Annotated in this window: 12 protein-coding genes; 10 read left to right on the top strand and 2 right to left on the bottom strand. The window is 66.9% G+C overall.

What is annotated here, in order from left to right; translation table 11 throughout:
• Positions 1–47: 47 nt before the first annotated feature.
• Positions 48–1,079: a LacI family DNA-binding transcriptional regulator gene (locus tag QSU92_RS07275; protein ID WP_289265510.1), complete on the bottom strand. Its 1,032-nt coding sequence runs from the start codon at positions 1,077–1,079 to the stop codon at positions 48–50.
• A gap of 83 nt (positions 1,080–1,162) precedes the next feature.
• Here QSU92_RS07275 and rhaI point away from each other — a divergent pair, with 83 nt between their 5' ends.
• Genes rhaI through QSU92_RS07255 form a run of 4 tightly spaced genes read left to right on the top strand, consistent with a single transcriptional unit; the run spans position 1,163 to position 6,962 of the window.
• Positions 1,163–2,332, top strand: a complete 1,170-nt coding sequence (gene rhaI / locus QSU92_RS07270; RefSeq protein WP_289265842.1) for an L-rhamnose isomerase — start codon at positions 1,163–1,165, stop codon at positions 2,330–2,332.
• A 45-nt stretch (positions 2,333–2,377) separates the two neighbouring features.
• Positions 2,378–4,414 (top strand): bifunctional aldolase/short-chain dehydrogenase, encoded by a 2,037-nt coding sequence (locus QSU92_RS07265; RefSeq protein ID WP_289265508.1) that lies wholly within the window; start codon positions 2,378–2,380, stop codon positions 4,412–4,414.
• Positions 4,411–5,844 carry a rhamnulokinase gene (locus tag QSU92_RS07260; protein WP_289265506.1) on the top strand — a complete coding sequence of 478 codons (1,434 nt, stop codon included), beginning with the start codon at positions 4,411–4,413 and terminating at the stop codon, positions 5,842–5,844. Before QSU92_RS07265 ends, QSU92_RS07260 begins: the two co-directional genes overlap by 4 nt.
• Before the next feature lie 2 nt (positions 5,845–5,846).
• A complete protein-coding gene (locus tag QSU92_RS07255; RefSeq protein WP_289265503.1) occupies positions 5,847–6,962 on the top strand; it encodes an alpha-hydroxy acid oxidase in 1,116 nt (371 codons plus the stop codon).
• Positions 6,963–7,032: 70 nt separating this feature from the next.
• Here QSU92_RS07255 and QSU92_RS07250 read toward each other — a convergent pair whose 3' ends face one another.
• Entirely contained in the window at positions 7,033–7,746 is a 714-nt protein-coding gene (locus QSU92_RS07250) for a TetR/AcrR family transcriptional regulator (RefSeq protein WP_289265502.1), read from the bottom strand.
• 18 nt (positions 7,747–7,764) lie between these two features.
• On the opposite strand from QSU92_RS07250, the gene QSU92_RS07245 reads away from it, so the two are divergent.
• The 6 genes from QSU92_RS07245 to QSU92_RS07220 are packed head-to-tail and all read left to right on the top strand — an operon-like array spanning position 7,765 to position 17,481.
• Positions 7,765–9,282, top strand: coding sequence for an ABC transporter substrate-binding protein (locus tag QSU92_RS07245; protein WP_289265501.1), 1,518 nt, complete (start codon positions 7,765–7,767; stop codon positions 9,280–9,282).
• A gap of 49 nt (positions 9,283–9,331) precedes the next feature.
• The gene (locus QSU92_RS07240) at positions 9,332–10,273 is read left to right on the top strand and encodes an ABC transporter permease (protein ID WP_289265500.1); all 942 of its coding nucleotides are present in this window, start codon (positions 9,332–9,334) and stop codon (positions 10,271–10,273) included.
• The gene (locus QSU92_RS07235) at positions 10,270–12,063 is read left to right on the top strand and encodes a dipeptide/oligopeptide/nickel ABC transporter permease/ATP-binding protein (RefSeq protein WP_289265499.1); all 1,794 of its coding nucleotides are present in this window, start codon (positions 10,270–10,272) and stop codon (positions 12,061–12,063) included. Before QSU92_RS07240 ends, QSU92_RS07235 begins: the two co-directional genes overlap by 4 nt.
• The gene (locus QSU92_RS07230) at positions 12,060–12,908 is read left to right on the top strand and encodes an ABC transporter ATP-binding protein (protein WP_289265498.1); all 849 of its coding nucleotides are present in this window, start codon (positions 12,060–12,062) and stop codon (positions 12,906–12,908) included. The genes QSU92_RS07235 and QSU92_RS07230 overlap by 4 nt, the downstream gene beginning before the upstream one ends.
• Complete coding sequence (locus QSU92_RS07225; RefSeq protein WP_289265497.1) at positions 12,905–14,698, top strand: glycoside hydrolase family 3 protein; 1,794 nt, start codon at positions 12,905–12,907, stop codon at positions 14,696–14,698. The genes QSU92_RS07230 and QSU92_RS07225 overlap by 4 nt, the downstream gene beginning before the upstream one ends.
• Positions 14,695–17,481: an alpha-L-rhamnosidase gene (locus QSU92_RS07220; protein WP_289265496.1), complete on the top strand. Its 2,787-nt coding sequence runs from the start codon at positions 14,695–14,697 to the stop codon at positions 17,479–17,481. Before QSU92_RS07225 ends, QSU92_RS07220 begins: the two co-directional genes overlap by 4 nt.
• Positions 17,482–17,731 lie beyond the last annotated feature (250 nt).

The following is a 17,731-nucleotide window of genomic DNA, read 5'->3' as shown; positions in this document are numbered from 1 at the left end:
GATCCGTCCGGCTATGAGACGCAGGCCCAGGACAATCTGTTCCTGCATCAGGTCGTATTGCTTGACCGGGGTGTGCTCGAGTCTCGTGTGGAACGTCGCACGATCAGTTCCGGTTGAAACGTCACCTGCTTCGGTGCTTCGCGACCGTCGATCTCCTGCAGCAGCAGATCCACCGCTTGACGCCCGATCGCTTCACTCGGCTGACGGATGGACGAGAGCGGCACAACGGCCGCTGACGCGAAGTCGATGTCGTCGTAGCCGATGATGGCGACGTCATCGGGCACGGAGATGGATCCCAGGATCATCAGTGCCTGCAGCACGCCTACGGCGAGCAGGTCGTTCGCTGCGAACACGGCGTCAGGGCGTTGTCCGATCGGGCGGCCTCGCAGCTGCTCGCCCGCGGCGCGCCCCTCGAGGACCGTGAGTCCCGCGGTCTCGATCACTTCCAGAGTCGCCTCCGCGGTTTCGGCCACCGCACGGCGGGCCCCCTCGTGACGGTCGCTCACCTGCCGGATGGACGGTGGGCCGCCGACGAAGGCGATCCGTCGCCGTCCGGTGTCGAGCAGGTGGCGGGCGGCAAGGCATCCGCCGCCGACGTCGTCGACGGCGACGGAGGACAACTCGCCGCCGTCACTGGGGCGATCGACGAGGACGACGGGAATTCCCCTCGAACGCAGACGTGCGAGCCGGGCCGTGATGTCGCCGACCGGTGTGATGAGAACGCCCTGAACACGCTGCTCCTCGAAAAGATCGAGGTACCTCGCTTCGCGTGAGACATCGTTGTCGCTGTTACCGAGGAGAACCGAGAGATCCTTCTCGGCGGCTTGCTGCTCCGCCCCGCGTGCGAGGTCGGTGAAGAACGGGTTGCGGACGTCCAGCACAGCGAGGCCGATACTTCGGCTGTGCCCGGCCCGCAGCTGTCGAGCGGCATCGTTGCGGACGAAGCCGAGCTCGTCGATCGCGCGCTGGACCCGCTGCACCGTCGCAGCCGACACCCTCTCGGGTCTGTTCAGCACGTTCGAGACGGTGCCCACCGACACCTGAGCCAGGGCCGCGACGTCCTTCACGCTGACGGACATCTTCGCCTTCTTCGTTCACGGTCTGGTTGCGTGAAACGATACAGCACGCTAGCGTTGAAACGATTCATTACGGAGGTCTCATGATGAGCAAGACACTGACGCCGGATGCTCTTCAGCAGCTCTCCGCGCAGGGCATCGAACTCCCCTCTTGGGCGTTCGGCAACTCCGGCACCCGCTTCCGCGTCTTCACGACGCCCGGCACGCCGCGCGATCCGTTCGAGAAGATCGCGGATGCGGCGAAGGTGAACGAGTTCACTGCGCTGGCGCCGAGCGTTGCGCTGCACATTCCGTGGGACAAGGTCGACTCGTACAACGCCCTCCGGGACCACGCGGAAGGCCTGGGCGTGAAGCTCGGCACGATCAACTCGAACACGTTCCAGGACGAGGACTACAAGTTCGGGGCGCTGACGCACGCGGAGGACCGCATCCGGCAGAAGGCGATCGACCACCACTTCGAGTGCATCGACATCATGCACGCGACCGGGTCGCGCGACCTGAAGATCTGGCTCGCCGAAGGATCGAACTATCCCGGCCAGAACGACATGCGCGCCCGCCAGAACCGCCTCGCCGACTCGCTGCAGCAGGTCTACGCCCGCCTCGGTAACGAGCAGCGGCTGGTGCTGGAGTACAAGTTCTTCGAACCGGCGTTCTACCACACGGATGTCCCGGACTGGGGTACCTCGTACGCCCAGGTGGCGGCCCTCGGCGACAGGGCGATGGTGTGCCTCGACACCGGCCATCACGCGCCCGGGACGAACATCGAGTTCATCGTGATGCAGCTGCTGCGGCTCGGGAAACTCGGCTCGTTCGACTTCAACTCCCGCTTCTACGCGGACGACGACCTCATCGTCGGCGCCGCTGATCCGTTCCAGCTGTTCCGCATCCTCTTCGAAGTGGTCCGCGGTGGCGGCTTGAACAATCCCGATGTGGCCTTCATGCTCGACCAGTGCCACAACATCGAGGACAAGATTCCCGGTCAGATCCGGTCGGTGTTGAATGTTCAGGAGATGACGGCCCGCGCGCTGCTCGTCGATCGCGATGCCCTTGCCGCCGCCCAGTCCGCGAACGATGTGCTCGGTGCGCAGGCGGTCTTCATGGACGCTTTCTACACCGATGTGCGTCCGGCGCTCGCCGAATGGCGTGAGTCGCGCGGTCTGCCTGCCGACCCGATGGCTGCGTATGCGGCATCGGGCTACCAGGAGCGGATCGCGGCCGACCGCGTCGGCGGCGCTCAGGCCGGGTGGGGCGCGTAGCCCGCGCCGTCGCTCCAACATCACCGCAACGATTTCGAGGACCTCATGACGAATCCCGCAGCAGCCGACCTCATCGCGCGTTCCAACCGCCTCGGCGCCGACCCGAAGAACACGAACTACGCCGGCGGCAACACCTCCGCGAAGGGCGCCGAGACCGATCCGGTCACGGGTGAGCCTGTCGAGCTGCTGTGGGTCAAGGGCTCCGGTGGCGACCTGGGCACACTCACCGAGGCCGGGCTCGCCGTGCTCCGACTCGATCGGATGCGTGCTCTCGTGAACGTCTACCCGGGCGTCGAACGGGAGGACGAGATGGTCGCGGCGTTCGACTACTGTCTGCACGGCAAAGGCGGCGCCGTGCCGTCGATCGACACCGCCATGCACGGGCTCGTGGATGCCGCGCACGTCGACCACCTGCACCCCGATTCGGGCATCGCCATCGCCACCGCCGCGGAAGGCGAAGAGCTGACCCGCACGATCTTCGGAGACAAGGTCGTCTGGGTGCCCTGGCGCCGCCCCGGGTTTCAGCTGGGCCTCGACATCGCCGACGTGAAGGCGCGCAATCCACAGGCGATCGGATGCGTCCTCGGCGGGCACGGCATCACGGCGTGGGGCGACACCTCGGACGAAGCCGAGCAGAACTCCCTGTGGATCATAGGGACTGCCGCCGAGTACATCGCCGAGAACGGCAAGGACGAGCCGTTCGGCGGCGTGCGGCAGGGATTCGATGCACTCCCCGAGGCAGAGCGCCGGGCGAAGGCTGCCGCGCTCGCACCCACGATCCGCGGGCTCGCGTCCACGGACAAGCCCATGGTGGGTCACTTCACCGACTCCGACGTCGTGCTGGACTTCCTGGCCTCCGAGAAGGCGCCCGCGCTCGCCGCGCTCGGCACCAGCTGCCCCGACCACTTCCTGCGCACCAAGGTGAAGCCGCTGATCCTCGACCTGCCGGCCGACGCGGAGGTCGAGGCATCCGTCGCCCGCCTGCGTGAGCTGCACGAGGAGTACCGCGCCGACTACCAGGCGTATTACGACGCGCACGCCACCGCCGACAGCCCGGCGATCCGCGGCGCCGACCCGCTGATCGTGCTCGTGCCGGGCGTGGGCATGTTCTCGTACGGTGCCAACAAGCAGACCGCGCGCGTCGCGGGGGAGTTCTACGTCAACGCCATCAACGTCATGCGCGGCGCCGAGGCGCTGTCGACCTACGCGCCGATCAGCGATGCCGAGAAGTTCCGCATCGAGTACTGGGCATTGGAAGAGGCCAAGCTGCAGCGCATGCCGAAGCCCAAGACCCACCAGGGCCGCATCGCGTTCGTCAGCGGCGCAGCATCCGGCATCGGCAAGGCCATCGCGACCCGCCTCGCCGCAGAAGGCGCATGTGTGGTGGTCGCTGATCTCGATCTCGAGAAGGCGCGGGCGGCCGCGGCGGAGCTCGGCGACACCGATGTGGCCATCGGCGTCGCCGCGAACGTCGCCGACGCCGACGCGGTCCGGGCTGCGATGGATGCCGCGGTGCTCGCCTTCGGCGGTGTCGACCTCGTCGTCAACAATGCCGGGCTGTCGCTGTCCAAGCCGCTGCTGGAGACCACCGAGAAGGACTGGGACCTGCAGCACGACGTGATGGCCAAGGGGTCGTTCCTGGTGTCGAAGGCGGCGGCGAAGGTCCTCATCGAGCAGCAGCTCGGCGGCGATGTCGTCTACATCTCGTCGAAGAACTCCGTCTTCGCGGGCCCGAACAACATCGCCTACTCGGCGACCAAAGCCGACCAGGCCCACCAGGTCCGCTTGCTCGCGGTCGAGCTCGGGGAGCACGGGGTACGCGTGAACGGCATCAACCCCGACGGGGTCGTGCGCGGCTCGGGCATCTTCGCCTCCGGCTGGGGCGCCAACCGCGCCGCCACCTACGGCGTGGAGGAGAAGGACCTCGGCACGTTCTACGCCCAGCGCACCATCCTCAAGCGCGAGGTCGTGCCCGAGAACGTCGCAGACGCCGTCTACGTCCTGACCGGCCCCGAGCTCAGCCGCACGACGGGTCTGCACATCCCCGTCGATTCCGGTGTCGCGGCCGCGTTCCTCCGATGACAGGTACCGGCGCGGTCGCGGCCATCGACCTCGGAGCAACCAGCGGCCGCGTCATCGTCGGTCGGGTCGGGCCCGACGCACTGGAAACGGAGACAGTCGCACGCTTCCCGAACACCCCTGTCCGCGTGGGGGACACCCTGCACTGGGACATTCTCCACCTGTGGGGAGAGTCGCTCGCGGGGCTCCGCGCCGCCGGCCGCGTCGCACCCGATCTGCGATCGGTCGGCGTGGATTCCTGGGCAGTGGACTACGGGATGCTGCGGCGCGGGACGCTGTTACGGAACCCCGTCCACTACCGCGACGAGCGAACATGGCGCGGCGTGGTTCGTGTGCACAACCGGATCCGTCACCCCGAGCTCTTCGCCCGGAACGGACTGCAACACCTGCCCTTCAACACCGTCTACCAGCTCGAATCGGAGGAGGGGGACTTCCTCGATCTGGCGGACAAGCTCCTCCTCATCCCCGACCTGCTCGGGTACTGGTTGACCGGATCGATCTGGGCCGAGCGCACGAACGCATCGACCACCGGGCTGATCGATATCCGTTCCGGACGCTGGGACACCGAACTCCTCGACAGGGTGGGGATCCGGCGCTCACTCCTGCCCGACCTCGTCGCGCCCGGTGATCTGGTCGGCACCCTCTCAGACGGCGTTGCGAGCGGCACCGGACTGTCGCCTTCGGTCGCGGTGACGGCGGTCGGTTCTCACGACACCGCGTCCGCGGTCGTCGCGGTGCCGATGACGCAGGACGGTGCCGCGTTCATCTCGTGCGGCACCTGGGGGCTTGTCGGTGTGGAAACGGAGACCCCCGTCCTCACGACGGAGGCCCGCGAAGCAGGGTTCAGCAACGAGGGAGGCGTCGACGGACGCATCCGTCTGCTCCGCAACGTTATGGGCCTGTGGATTCTCACCGAGACCATCCGCGGGTGGGAACAGGAGGGGGACCGCATCGACCTTCCCGAGCTCCTGGGATCGGCGGCGGAGGTCCCTGTGACGTCGGTTCCGCTGTTCGACGTAGACGACTCCCGCTTCCTCCGTCCCGGCGACATGACCGCCCGGATCAACGCCTGGTGCGAGGAGCACGGAGTCGCCCCACCGCGCACTCAGGCGGAGTACACCCGAAGCATCATCGAGTCGCTCGCCGATGCCTTCGCCCGAACAGCCCACCACGCCGCGGCACTGCGGGGGACCCCGCTCCGCGTCATCCACATCGTCGGCGGTGGGGCGATGAACGAACTCCTATGCCAGCGGACCGCCGACCGCGCGGGTGTGCCCGTCGTCGCCGGCCCTGTCGAGGCAACGGCGCTGGGGAACATCCTCGTCCAGGCCCGGGCCGTCGGGTTCGTCGACGGGTCGCTCGAGGCTCTGCGAGACCTCGTTGCCCGCACGCAGAACCTTCGCCATCACCATCCCCGCTCTGAGGAGGAGTGACCATGGTCACCCGTCAGCTTCCCCGCCCCGCCGAGCTGCTGGAGCTCATGCAGTTCAAGCGCCCCGAGCTCAACGGACGCAAGCGCCGACTCGAATCGGCGTTGACGATCGCGGATCTGCGGGCGATCGCCAAGCGCCGCACGCCGAAGGCGGCGTTCGATTACACCGACGGCGCCGCAGAGGGCGAGATCTCCCTCGACCGCGCGCGGCGGGCGTTCGAAGACGTCGAGTTCCACCCCGACGTTCTTCGCCCAGCCCCTCGCGTCGACACGTCATGCGAGATCCTCGGAGGTCCATCGGCGCTGCCGTTCGGGATCGCGGGGCGCAACTGGTTCCAGTTGTACGTGATGCGGCAGCGTGAGATCTCGTTCGGTCTGGTGGAACGTGCCGCGAGGGCCGGTTTCGACACGCTGCAGTTCACCGTGGACACCCCGATCGCGGGAGCGCGGCTCCGTGACAAGCGCAACGGGTTCTCCATCCCTCCGCAGCTGACGCTCGGCACCATTGTCAACGCCATTCCCCGGCCGTGGTGGTGGATCGACTTCCTCACCACCCCGAAGCTGGAGTTCGCGTCCCTCAGCACCACAGGCGGTACCGTCGGGGAATTGCTCAACGCCGCGATGGACCCCACCATCAGCTACGACGACCTGGATCTCATCCGCTCGATGTGGCCCGGCAAGCTGGTGGTGAAGGGCGTGCAGAACGTTGCGGACGCGACGCGGCTGGTCGACCGGGGGGTCGACGGGATCATCCTGTCCAACCACGGCGGTCGTCAGCTCGACCGCGCCCCGGTGCCGTTCCACCTCCTCCCGCACGTGGTCCGCGAGGTGGGCAAGGACGCCACGATCATGGTCGACACCGGCATCATGAACGGCGCCGACATCGTCGCATCCATCGCCCTCGGCGCCAAGTTCACCCTCATCGGCCGCGCCTACCTCTACGGACTCATGGCCGGCGGCAGGCAGGGCGTCGACCGCACCATCGCGATCCTCCGCAGCGAGATCGAGCGGACGATGGCGCTGCTAGGTGTGTCGTCGCTGGCGGAGCTCGAGCCGCGGCACGTCACCCAGCTCATCCGACTGATTCCGGTGTCGGACGGTGCCGCCGCATCTCCCTGAGCCGTCCGGCTAGGGATTCCTGTGCGGTCGACGCTGTCTCCCGGCGGCCCCAAGGACGCTATTTCCTCTCTCAGAGAGGCTGCGAGAGGAAGCTGCTGAGGACTCGGCGGATCAGGTCTGGCTGCGAGAACCCGCCGGGCTGGTACAAGGCTTGTATCTGGAGACCATCCGACAGCGCCATGTACGCGCGAGCCGCGGCTTGCGGAGTCATATCGGCTCGCAGCAGGCCGATCTGCTCGAGTTCCGCGAACGTGTCGGTGACCATCGTCAGAGTCTCTTCGTAGTGCCGGAGCAGCCAGGAGTGGGCGGGGTGGTCAGCAGACGATGCCTCGACCGACATCATGGTGAACAGTTGGGTTGTCAGAGGATCGTTTTCGTTCGCCACGGCAAGATTGAGGACGGCGCGCAGCTTCTCGACGGGATCGTCGCTCGTGAAGAGTGCGGCCGCTCGTGCGCGATTGCGATCGAAGACTGCTTCGAGGAGCTGGGTCTTCGTTGCGAAGTGATGGTTGAGCCCGGCGATGCTGATTCCCGCGGCATCGGCGATGTCGGCCAGTGATGCCGAGGTGAATCCTGAGCGCCCGAAGACCTCGGCGGCAGCGTCGAGGATCTGCTCGCGTCGAAGGGCCGTCTTGGCGTATTCGCCGCGGCGACGGGTAGGGGTGGCCGGCACGCAGCGAAAGTAGCACGACATCCCGGTATCGATTCCGGTTATAAACCGGATAAGCATCCGGTTTTGCTGATACCTTGGCGAAACGCCTACACCAGGTCGTCCCTTCAGCATCGAAAGGAACGTGCAAGGATGCACACCAGGAAGCACCTGCTCACAGCGGCCGCCGTCACCGGACTGCTCGTCATGTCCGGCTGCGCCGGCGGACAAGGCAGTTCCACAGAAACTCAGACCCTTCGCTACGGCGCTGCTGCTCCGCTTGCGTCTTTCGCGCCGTGGGAGGCGCGCTGGGCGGGGGATGTCGCGTTTCTCCAGCCGGTCTACGACACCCTGCTTCGCACGAGTCCGGATGGGGAGATCGAGGCCGGCCTGGCTACCGACTGGTCGTGGAATGACTCGTTGACGGAGCTGACGATGACGCTTCGCGACGACGTGACCTTCTCCGATGGCGAATCGTTCACCGCCGAGGTTGCCGCCGAGAATCTGATCCGCTTCCGCGACGGCACCAGCGACAACGCCTCGTTCCTGACTGCGATGGAGTCAGCCGAAGCAGTGGATGACGCGACGTTGCGCATCACGCTGACTCAGCCTGACCCCGCCTTCCTGGTCTACCTCTCGCAGAACGCCGGACTGCAGGGCAGCCCCGCGATGTGGGACTCCGCAGACGCTCAGACTGATCCGGTCGGATCCGGGCCCTACGAACTCGACCAGTCCCAGACCGTCGTCGGTTCGTCGTATGTCTTCGAGAAGCGTGACGACTATTGGGACCCCGAGTCCGTCCACTACGACGAGATCGTGGTCAACGTCTACAACGACGCCACCGCTCTGGTCAATGCGCTCAAGGGTGGCCAGGTCGACGTGTCGGCCTCGAACACACCCACGCAGATTCCGGATGCCGAAGCCGCCGGGTACAGCCCGAACCTCGTCGAACTCAACTGGGCGGGATTCCTTCTCACCGATCGCGACGGCACGATCAATCCCGCGATGGGGGATGTGAGGGTGCGTCAGGCGATCAACCACTCGCTCGACCGCGAGTCGCTCGTACAGGCGCTCGCCGGGGGCTACGGCACGCCGACCACGCAAGTCTTCTCCGTCAACAGTGACGCCTACGTGCCCGAGCTCGACGAACGGTATCCCTACGACATCGAAAAGGCGAAAGAGCTCCTCGCCGAAGCGGGCTATCCCGACGGGTTCACGCTGATCATGCCGCGTAACTCGTTCGTGCCGGATGCCGAGTTCGCCATCTATGCAGAGCAACTCGCCGCAGCGGGAATCACGGTCGAGTGGGAGCAGACCGGCGAAGACCTTTTCCCGAAGATGCTCGGGGGAACCTGGGCGGCATTCCCGTTCCAGTTGCAGTCCGACCCGACGGCATGGCAGACCATGCAGCTCTCGATGCTGCCGTACTCGACGTGGAACACCTCCCACGTGGAGAATGCCGAGCTCTCGGCGCTCGCCGCCGAGCTGCAGACCGCTCAGGGCGCTGAAGCCGAGGCTGTCGCTCAAGAGGTCAACGAGTGGATCGTCGAACAGGCGTGGTTCTCACCCTCCTACCGGGTGCAGAGCGCGTTCTTCAGCGACGCCGACACGCAGGTCGTGATGCAGTCCGACAACATCGCGCCGTACCTCTGGAATATCCAGCCCAAGTAAGGAAGTGGAGCGCGGGGGGCAGGCGACAGCGTGCCCCCCGCCATCGGCCATGATCCCATTCATCCTGCGACGCGTCGCGGCGGGCGTCGTCATCGTTGCGACACTGTGCGTTCTCGCCTTCTTCCTGCTCTATCTCGGGGCACAGGACACTGCACGCAACATCGTCGGACAGACCGCGTCCGACGAGATCGTCGCGCGAAAAGCCGCCGAGCTCGGCATCGACCGTCCGCTCGCGGTGCAATTCGGCGAGTGGGTCTCCCGAGCGGTCACGGGCGACCTCGGCCGTTCCTGGTTCACCGGGGAGCCCGTCGCCGAGACACTCCTGGCCCGTGTACCGGTGACGCTGTCGATCACGATCGGAGCGATCGTCCTGTCCGGCATCCTGGCGATCGTTCTCGGAGCACTGGCAGCGGGACGCCGCGGCTGGACCGACCGATCCGTGCAGGTCGCCTCCGTTGTCGCCGCAGCCGTCCCCGGCTTCCTCTTCGCCCTCGCGCTTGCCACGGTCTTCGGCCTCGTGCTGCGCTGGTTCCCGGCGACGGGGTACATCCCGCTCGCCACGTCCGTTTCCGGTTGGCTCTCGACCATCACCCTCCCGGTCATCGCCCTTGCCATCGGTGCAACGGCGGCAGTGGCCCAGCAGGTGCGCGGCTCGATGATTGACGTTCTGCGGATGGACTACATCCGCACGCTGCGTTCACGCGGTCTCCCGGTGACTCGCGTGGTGTACGTGCACGCGTTGCGCAACGCCGCGGGTCCGGCTCTCGGAGTTCTCGGCCTCCAGTTCGTCGTCGTCTTCGGCGGAGCCGTGATCGTCGAGCAGGTGTTCTCGCTTCCCGGTCTCGGGCAGGCGGCAGTGGCCGCCACGTCGCGCGGGGACGTTCCCGTCGTGATGGGAGTCGTCATCGTCACGGCCATCCTCGTCGTCATCGTCAATCTCGCCATCGACCTGCTGCAGGGATGGCTTAACCCCAAGGTGCGCTTGACATGACCGCTGCCGACCCGGCCTACACCGCTCCCATTCCGCAGGGAGCCCCTGCGCGACGTGAGCACCTCTGGCGTCGACTTCTGGGTAACCCGCTCGGCGCGATCACTCTGGTGTATCTCGCCGTGCTGGCCGTGATCGCGATCGTCGGTCCCTTCCTCATTCCTTTCGACCCGAATGCCGCGGACATCGGAAATGTGCTCTCCCCGCCCAGCTCGGACCACCTCCTCGGCGGTGACAGCGCCGGGCGCGACGTCTTCTCGAGGCTGATTGCCGCAACGTCGATCAGCCTCGCCGGCGCCCTGGTCACTGTCACCGTGGCGGCTGTGATCGGCATCCCCACCGGCCTCATCGCGGGCTACTACGGCGGATGGTTCGATTCGGTCGCCGCCTGGATCTCCGGCTTGCTCATGGCACTTCCCGCGCTGGTCGTGCTGCTCGCCGTCCGCGCCGTCGTCGGACCCTCGATCTGGCTCGTCATGGCGATCTTCGGAGTGCTGATCTCCCCATCGTTCTATCGCGTGGTCGCCGGTGCCGTCAGGGCCGTGAGAGAAGAGCTCTACATCGATGCGGCGAGAGTAGCGGGGCTCAGCGACGCCCGAGTGATCGGCCGACACGTGCTCACCGCGGTCCGGGCTCCTGCGATTCTCCTTGTGGCCGGCATCTTCGGTGTCGGCGTCGGCATCCAGGCGATCCTCGACTTCCTGGGGTTGGGCGACCCGTCGTTGCCGACCTGGGGCGGGATGCTCAGCGAAGGCTTCTACAACATCTTCCGGGCACCCTTGCTCATGATCTGGCCGAGCCTGGCGATTGCAATCACCTGCATCGCCTTGACGCTGCTGGGCACGGCTCTGCGAGACGAGATGGAGTTCGCCGGCGACCGCGCGGGACGCGTGCGGCGGCCGTGGGACCCCCCGGCGGATCGTCCCGCAGCCCCGATCCGTCACGCACGTCGGCCGACGGCTGTCGAGCCGCTGTTGCGCATTCAGGGGCTCGCGGTTGCCTACCCGAAGGGCGGCGGATGGACCACGGTGGTCGACGGCGTCGACCTTGAACTGGTACCCGGTGAGGTCCATGCGCTCATCGGCGAGTCAGGCTCCGGGAAGACGCAGACCGCCTGGGCAACCCTCGGCCTGCTGCCCGAGGGAGGGCGGATCGTCGCCGGATCGATCACCTTCGACGGCGTCAACCTCGTCGACCTCGGCGGCAGCAAGCTGGAACGTCTCCGAGGACGACGTATCGCGTATGTGCCCCAGGAACCCCTCTCGAACCTTGATCCGGCATTCACCATCGGTCATCAGCTCATCGAACCGATGCGGGTCGTGCTGGGGATGTCCCGCGTCGACGCGGTCGCGCGGGCGCGTGACCTGCTGATGCGCGTCGGTATCGCGGATCCGGAACGCGTCATGAGCTCCTACCCTCACGAGATCTCGGGAGGCATGGCTCAACGCATCCTCATCGCCGGCGCGATCTCGTGCCATCCGGCTCTGGTCATCGCCGATGAACCGACCACCGCGCTCGACGTGACTGTGCAGGCCGAGGTCCTCGGGCTTCTCCGCGAGCTGCAGCGGGAGCTGAACCTCGCTGTGCTCATCGTCACCCACAACTTCGGAGTGGTTGCCGACCTCGCGCACAACGTGTCAGTGATGCGCGAGGGTGCGGTCATCGAATCCGGTCCGGTCGCCGACGTCTTCGCCAGACCGCAGCATCCCTACACGCGCACGCTCCTCGGGGCGGTCCTTGACCACGCCCCGGCGCGGGCGCCGTGGGCACCTCGTGAGGAGGCGACCCGTTGAGTCTGCTGACAGTCGCCGATCTCACCGTCACGTATCGGGCGCGCGGATGGCGCAAGCCGGCGTTCACCGCCCTGCACGGGGTCTCTCTCGACGTTCGTCAGGGGGAGACCGTGGGTTTGGTCGGCGAGTCGGGTTCGGGCAAGTCCACTCTCGGGCGTGCCGTACTCGGCTTAGCACCGGTGACCGCCGGGACCATCACCTTCGATGGACGTGACATCTCGCACGCGTCGCGGTCCGCGCGTCGGAGCCTGGGCAGTGAGATCCAGGTGATCTTCCAGGACCCGCTGTCATCGCTGAGTCCCTCGCTCACGATCGGGGAGACGCTAGCCGAGCCCCTGCGCGTGCGCGATGTGTCGCGAGCTGTCGCGGCGGCCCGAATCACCGAAGCGCTCGATCTCGTTCACCTCCCTTCGGATGCGGTGCACCGCCTGCCGCGGGAATTCTCCGGGGGTCAACGCCAGCGCATCGCGATCGCACGAGCGCTCGTGCTCGAGCCGCGCCTGATTGTCTGCGACGAACCCGTATCGGCACTGGACCTCACCACCCAGGCGCGCGTGCTCGAACTTCTGCTGGAGGTGCAGGAGCGGACGGGCGTGGCCTACCTCTTCATCTCGCACGATCTCTCGGTGGTCCGTGTGATGAGCCACCGCGTTGCTGTCATGCGCCAAGGGCGGATCGTCGAAACAGGGGAAGCCGATGGTGTGACGTCGTCACCGGTGAACGCCTACACCCGGCAGCTCCTGCTCGCCGCTCCCGTTGCCGATCCGGCTGAACAGGCCCGTCGCCGTGAACAGTACGAGGCGTCCCGCGCCGAATCGAGCCCCCCCGAGGAGATCCCCGCGTGACTACGCTGAAGACCGCGCACACCGTCCGCCAGGCAGAGGACATCGTCGATGCGCTGCCGCTCGCGCAGCAGATCGGTCTGCTCCTTCACCCGATGATCGTGCTGAACCCCGATCCCGACGCCTCGTCCGGATTCGGCGGTCCCAGCATGCGGGAACTGATCGTCGATCATGGCATCCGCTTCTTCTGCCTTGGCCCCCTGCCTGAGCCCGCCGCAGCCGCGCGGATCATCGGCGACCTGCAGGAGATTGCTCGAGAATCCGGATCCGCGCTGCCGCTGGTCTTCTCCACAGACCCCCGACACGCCTTCATGCAGACCGATGGGGCGGCCCACGCCGCCAAGGGCGTCTCGCAATGGCCCGAGAACATCGGACTCGGCGCACTCGGTGACGTCGACCTGGTGCGCCGGTACGCGGACATCGTGCGTCGGGACTACCTCGCCATGGGCATCAGGATGGCGCTGCACCCGCAGGTCGATCTCGCGACCGAACCGCGGTGGGCGCGACAAGCACAGAGTTTCGGCAGCGACTCCGAGCACACGATCCCGCTCCTGCTCGCCTTTCTCGAAGGGCTGCAGGGTCCCTCTCTCGGTCCTTCGGGCGTGGCGGCCACCGTCAAGCACTTTCCGGGCGGTGGACCGCAGCTCGACGGCGAAGACCCGCACTTCCCCTACGGACGCGAGCAGGTGTACCCGGGGGGACGATTCGAGGAGCATCTCGCGCCGTTCCGGGCAGCGGTGGCTGCAGGGGCCGCTGCGATCATGCCGTACTACGGGATGCCGGTGAATCTCGTCCTCGACGGCGAGCCGGTCGATCCGGTGGGCTTCGCGTTCAATCGGAGGATCATCACGGAGCTGCTTCGCGAGCAGCTGGGCTTCGACGGTGTCGTGCTCAGCGACTTCGGTCTCGTGACCGACATCGAGATCGCGGGCAAGCCCTTCCCAGCGCGTGCATGGGGCGTCGAACATCTCGACGAGACGCAGCGTGTCGGTCGACTTTTCCAGGCGGGCGTCGATCAGCTTGGGGGCGAGCGGAACCCCCGACTCATCACGGCTGCCCTGGAGTCCGGTCTGTTGAGCGTCGAGCGCATTCGAGAGTCGGCGGTGCGCATCGTCCGTATGATGCTTGATCTCGGCATCGTCCCCGGAGCCGAGCGGGCCGCGATCGACAGCACCCACGGGGCCGATCTGCCAGACCCCGCGCATGTCGAGCTCGGCGAGACGGCGCAATCCCGTGCGATGACGGTGCTGCGCAACGCGTCGAATGATTCTCCTGCTGAGCTTCCGCTCGCGCGGAGCCTCGCTGCGCACCTCGTGAACGTTGCGAGCGACGCGTTACCTCCAGGGTGGCGGGTCGCCCCCCCGGAGAAGGCGGACATTGCGATCGTCCGGCTCAGGGCGCCTTTCGAGCACCGCGACGAATACTTCCTCGAAGCAGGGATGCATCAGGGGTCGCTGGAGTTCTCAGACGAGCACGTTGCCCAGGTCGCCGAGCTCGCGGCGGCGGTGCCGGTGGTGCTGGTGGTCGAGATGAATCGGCCCGCCGTGCTCACCCCATTGCTCGAGCACGCCCACACCATCGTGGCGGATTTCGGTGCGTCCGATGCTGCCGTCTTCCGTGCTTTGCTGGGCGACGTCAATCCCGAGGGACGACTGCCGTTCGAACTGCCGTTCTCGATGGACGCCGTGCGCGTCAGCGCTCCGGATGTCGCTAACGACACTGTCGCACCGCTGTTCCCGGTGGGATGGCAGGTGGCGATCGCATCGGACCGCGATGGGAGGGTGGAGGCGTGACCACCATCGTCGGCGCTCTCCGCGCCGAATATCGTCGTGACGCACCGTGGGTCGGTGTGGCCCGTCCGCGATTGAGCTGGATAGCTGAGACAGACGACACGGACTGGGTGCAGGCCGCGGCCGAGATATCACTCGACAACGGACGAACGGTGGTCGTCGAAGGACCCCGGAACACCTTCGTCGACTGGCCCTTCGATGATCTGGCACCACGGGCAGATGTGTCAGTATCTGTGCGGCTGCGCGATTCTTCCGGCGGATGGACGGCTCCCTCGGCACCGCTGCGCCTGCGGCAGGGAGCGCTCGCGAAGGGAGAGTGGACGGCGCGTTACGTCGGACTTCCCGACCCCGCCGACCCCGCACAGCCCTTCGTCACATGTCGCCGCATCGACATCGATCGTCCCCTCGCCGCTGCCACCCTCTACTGGTCGGGCCTGGGGGCCGTCGTCGCTCGCATCGACGGGCAGGAGGTCGACGACTCCGTTCTCTCGCCAGGCTGGACGAGCTACCCGCGAGTCCTTCACGAGACCACGGACGTCACGGCCATGCTGGCGCCGGGGCCGCACATCCTCGGGCTCGAGGTGACGGGAGCGTGGTACACCGAGCAGTACGGCTTCGCCGACGGTGCGGCGCGTGTCTACGGCGACCAGCCGTTCGGCGCCGCGCAGCTTCACCTGCGATATGCCGATGGCACCGAGGAGTCCGTCAGCACCGACATCGACTGGCGTGCCGCCGCGGCCGGGCCGACGGTCGCGTCGGGGATCTACGACGGCGAGACCATCGATGCTCGGCGCGTCCTGCACTGGCACCCCGACATGGCTGCCGGCTGGAGTGCGGCCGTCGTCGCGGAGGAGCAACCCATCCCGGTCGCCCGCACCGCAGAGCCCGTGCGTCGCACGGAACTGGTCCCGGTCGCCGCCGTTCTGACGACGCCGTCGGGGGCCACGGTCCTGGACTTCGGGCAGAACCTCGTCGGACGGCTGCGTATCCGAGTCTCCGGCCCCTCTGGGACGACCATCGTCGTGAGGCATGCTGAAGTTCTCGAGGACGGCGAGCTGGCGCTCCGGCCCCTCCGCCGTGCGGCGGCCACCGACACGTTCGTCCTCTCAGGGCAGAGGGAAGACGTTCTCGAACCTGTCGGAACCTTCCACGGCTTCCGCTATGCGCAGGTCGACGGATGGCCGGGGGATGTGGATCCGGCAGCGATCGAGGCGGTCGTGCTGCACAGCGACATGCGCCGAACCGGCTGGTTCCGCACCTCTCACCCCCTCGTGCAGCGACTTCACGAGAACGTCGTGTGGGGGATGAGAGGCAACTTCCTCGCCCTTCCCACAGACTGCCCGCAACGCGATGAGCGACTCGGCTGGACCGGAGACGTCCAGGTCTTCTCCCCGACCGCGGCCACGCTCTACGACTGCAACGGTTTCCTCGAGAACTGGCTCGGGGACGTGCGTCGAGAACAGGACGCCGCAGGGGGAATAGTCCCGACGATCGTTCCCAACGCGTTCGGGGCTGCGTGGCCTGCCGCTGGATGGGGGGACGCCGCGACGGTGGTGCCATCCGTGCTCTCTGAGCGGTATGCAGACGACGACATACTCCGGAAGTCGATCGACAGTATGGCGCGCTGGAGCGAGGTCGAGGCAGAAGCCGCCGGCGGCCAGCTCTGGGAGTCGTCGATGCAATTCGGCGACTGGCTTGATCCCTCCGCACCCGCCGATATGGCCGGTGCTGCGAAGACAGCTCCCGGGATCGTGGCCACCGCTTACCGCATTCGCTCTCTCGATCTGCTCGCTGCGGCTGCGTCGAGATCCGGACGCGCGGACGTGGCGGCTCAGGCCATCTCGGATGCGGATGCCGCGCGGGCCGCGTTCATCTCTGCGTACGTCACACCCGACGGCCGAATGGTCTCTGATGCAGCCACCGCCTACGCGCTCGCCCTCCGGTTCGACGTCGTCACAGACCCACAGATGCGTGAACGTCTGGCGGCCCGGCTGGCGCACGTGACACGAGGTAACGCGTTCCACATCGCGACGGGTTTTCTCGGGACGCCCGTCGTGCTGGACGCGCTCGTCGATTTCGGATACCACCGCGAAGCGGAGCGCCTCCTGCTGCAGACGCGGGTGCCGTCGTGGCTGTACCCGGTGACCATGGGGGCGACGACGGTGTGGGAGAGATGGGACTCGCTGCTGCCGGACGGGTCTGTCAATCCGGGCGAGATGACCTCCTTCAACCATTACGCCCTCGGCGCCGTGGTCGATTGGCTCTACCGCCGGGTCGTCGGGATCGCTCCTGCGGCCGACGGATATCGCCGCGTGCGCTTCGCTCCGCTCGCGCTCGACGGTCTCGACGACGCGCACGTGCGGCTGGATACGCCCGCTGGGCGGGTGGAGGGCGGATGGGAGCGTGACGGCGAGACCGTCCGATGGATGCTGGTCGTTCCGGCGCACGCGCGCGCCGAGGTCGACATCCGCGGACGTGAACCCGTCGAGGTGGGCCCGGGTGAATACACGTGGACGACGCCCGCGTCGCCGAGGCTTCCCGTGACGTCGGCGACATTGTGGGGCCCACTGTCCGACGTCGTCGCCGATCCGCGATCGTACGACGCGGTGATGACAGTCCTGGAAGCGCATGATCGGCTCCTTGCCGACGCGGTGCGTCGACGAACGGACTGGACTCTCACCTCCCCGCTTGGCGCGGCACTCTTCGGAGTCCCCGAGGAAGTGGTCGGCAAGATCGGTGCGGCGCTCGAGTCCCTGACGGAAGAGTCGTCCAGTCCCGCATCCTGAGTCGATGCAGCTCACGAGAAGCAGCCCGCCGCGGGCAGTCGACCCGCCAGCGGCTCGGGTATCGCGGTGAGAAAGAACGCGTCGCGACTTGGCCATCTCAGCACATCGCCGAAACCTCGAGGTCCGCGTAGACACTGGTGCCGGACTTCTCGCACACCCGCGAAATGCCCGACGAAATGAGTTCAAATCCCACCGTCACCGCCATTGTCATGTGTCGGTACATCGTTGACAGATGTGTCGGGGCATTGGC

It is taken from the genome of Microbacterium sp. ET2 (assembly GCF_030347395.1).
Taxonomy (GTDB): domain Bacteria; phylum Actinomycetota; class Actinomycetes; order Actinomycetales; family Microbacteriaceae; genus Microbacterium; species Microbacterium albipurpureum.
This window is presented reverse-complemented; position numbering and strand designations above follow the sequence as displayed.